Below are 2069 nucleotides of genomic sequence, written 5' to 3' on the forward strand. Positions count from 1 at the left end.
CCAGCGTCCCCCTTGCCGAACACGCCCCCCTCATCGCTGCTGCGCCCACGGGCGTATCGGCGGCGCACCCCACCCCCAGCGTCATCTGCTCGCACCCGCCTTCGTAACAATGACGGCAGTCTCATCAAATTCAGCCCATGCCGCCAGAAATGCAGCCCATGGCACATGAAGGGGATAGGCGTCAAAGGCCGGATCATTAAGATAAACGCCACCCTCATCGTAGCCAACCACCACCAGAACGTGAGACGACACAACATCCCAATCAGGCAACATAGCCGTCCAAACGCGGGCAATGACGGGCACACCGAAGTGGAGATAGTTTTGCAGAAGTGTGTCGGTCAGTGACGTAAGGTGAACTTCGTAGCGGCGATGAAGCGCTATTCTGGTTACGGCTGTCATCGGAGTGCCATACCGCTTGGTGCCAAGTTGGCGGGCAAGGGTTGCTTCGTCGCGAAGATCGCCCCAATAGGCAAGCACCATACTGATACAGGCAGGCAGACAGTAACCGTCGCGACTTTGCCTATAGTGCGGCACCCGCAGCAAGACGTTCGGCATTCTGGTCAATCTCGTGAAGGTTACGTTCGTCAAGGAGGAGCTCGCCCGTTTGGGTATCGACATCAATTGCACCGACAGCCCCCACACGTCCCAGTGATGCCGTGGATAAAATCACCGGGACGCGCCAGAAGATGCCATGATCCTTCAGCACCAGGATCGGTGCCTCAGCATGGAGCAGATCGGCAAGCATCGTGCCAACATAGACGCCAACCGAACGACGGGCATCGTCGGCAGAAACAACAATTTCGCCAGCAACCGAAAAATCGATCTGAAATACACCGCTCTTGGGTGGGGTAACGGTTTCAAGCAAGATCGTCATTGTGTGACCTCTTCTCTCAGCGAGCATTGCCCAACAACCATAAATCTAGCGCTCGCCTCATTCTAGCACAGATGCCAATGCTTGCCGTGCGCCATCAATTCCAACCAGCCGACGCATAGCTCGGCTTCCTCACCAGCTGCCCAGGGCTGATGCAACGCCCCAGGAGGGTTAGATAAAGTCCGCAGATGACGCAGATGAGAGCTTCCGCATCTGCGTCATCTGCGGACGATCGCAATGACGTTGCATCAGCACAAGATGCGCCTGTCGGCGCACCACCACGAAGGAAAATGGGGGCGTGGATGGCGTTCCAATGACGACGAGCAGCCCTGTGAGGTCTTATTTGCAAAGCATTGACTCTAGATGTAGGCCAGGTTGGGATCATCCCGAATATAGCCTAGTTTCTGCCCCAGATAAGGGGCTGGCTCCAGGTGATGCCAGCGGCGCAGGAGATGATAGGTGTGGGAGGTCAAGAGTTGACAGGCCGCGACAGCTGCTTGCCACTCGGGGCGGCGTATTTCGTCAAGCGTTGCTTTGTCCGGGACAAGGCCAAAATCCCACGCCGCGCAGAGGCGCGCAATGAAATCCACGCGGTCAGCGAGCGAGACCAACTCATCAGGCGGGTCAACATCTGGGTAAAGGGTGGCGTCAATCCATTTCGACATCGTTGAATACCTCATCGACGGCAGCAATTGCGCAGATCGTTCAGCAATCTGAAAACTGAAGGTTTTCTTGCTGTCGGCAGTCTCCAGTTCGATGCTGATCACATCACCAAATGCGCGACGACGCACCTGGCCGTAGACGATCAGCGCCGCCATGATCGCTTCCACTACCTGTTCTTTGTCTCTTGTTGAGGCGTTCTCAGTCCACCAGGCATCCACATCAAAGGTTGGGCGGTAATCGAGATAGTGAAGCAACCCAAAAGCGCCACCCAAAGAGATCTTATCGCCGAGGTTGCGTTCCACAAGCGCATGCAAACAAACGTCCGCATACATAGGAATATGGTTTGGGCGTGTCGGTTGTGGCGGTAATGGGTTCATCGTATGGGCAATTCATATCGTAGTTGAGTTGGCATGGAAGTGAGTATACCATACCACGTCGTGCAAGAAACGCTCCACGTCGCGACCGTTACGACTTGGGGACTACTTCTGCCAGCCCCTCTGGGGGCCAGCCGAGCAACTGCCCCCGACAGAGCTGG

The 2069-nt window shown here is 56.1% G+C and carries 3 protein-coding genes; all 3 read right to left on the reverse strand.

Going from position 1 to position 2069, the window contains the following annotated elements:
• Positions 1-81: 81 nt before the first annotated feature.
• Positions 82-555 (reverse strand): C39 family peptidase, encoded by a 474-nt coding sequence (locus tag EKD05_RS25380; RefSeq protein ID WP_165360995.1) that lies wholly within the window; start codon positions 553-555, stop codon positions 82-84.
• Positions 521-874 carry a hypothetical protein gene (locus tag EKD05_RS25385; RefSeq protein WP_129678425.1) on the reverse strand — a complete coding sequence of 118 codons (354 nt, stop codon included), beginning with the start codon at positions 872-874 and terminating at the stop codon, positions 521-523. The genes EKD05_RS25380 and EKD05_RS25385 overlap by 35 nt, the downstream gene beginning before the upstream one ends.
• A gap of 356 nt (positions 875-1230) precedes the next feature.
• Positions 1231-1848, reverse strand: a complete 618-nt coding sequence (locus EKD05_RS25390) for a hypothetical protein (protein WP_165360996.1) — start codon at positions 1846-1848, stop codon at positions 1231-1233.
• Between the last annotated feature and the right edge of the window lie 221 nt (positions 1849-2069).

The sequence above is a fragment of the Candidatus Chloroploca sp. Khr17 genome (assembly GCF_004138165.1).
Lineage (GTDB): Bacteria > Chloroflexota > Chloroflexia > Chloroflexales > Chloroflexaceae > Chloroploca.

What these genes read in the sequence shown, in the direction of transcription:
- EKD05_RS25380 (WP_165360995.1), bottom strand. Translation starts at nt 555, where the DNA reads ATGCCGAACGTCTTGCTGCGGGTGCCGCACTATAGGCAAAGTCGCGAC.
- EKD05_RS25385 (WP_129678425.1), bottom strand. Translation starts at nt 874, where the DNA reads ATGACGATCTTGCTTGAAACCGTTACCCCACCCAAGAGCGGTGTATTT.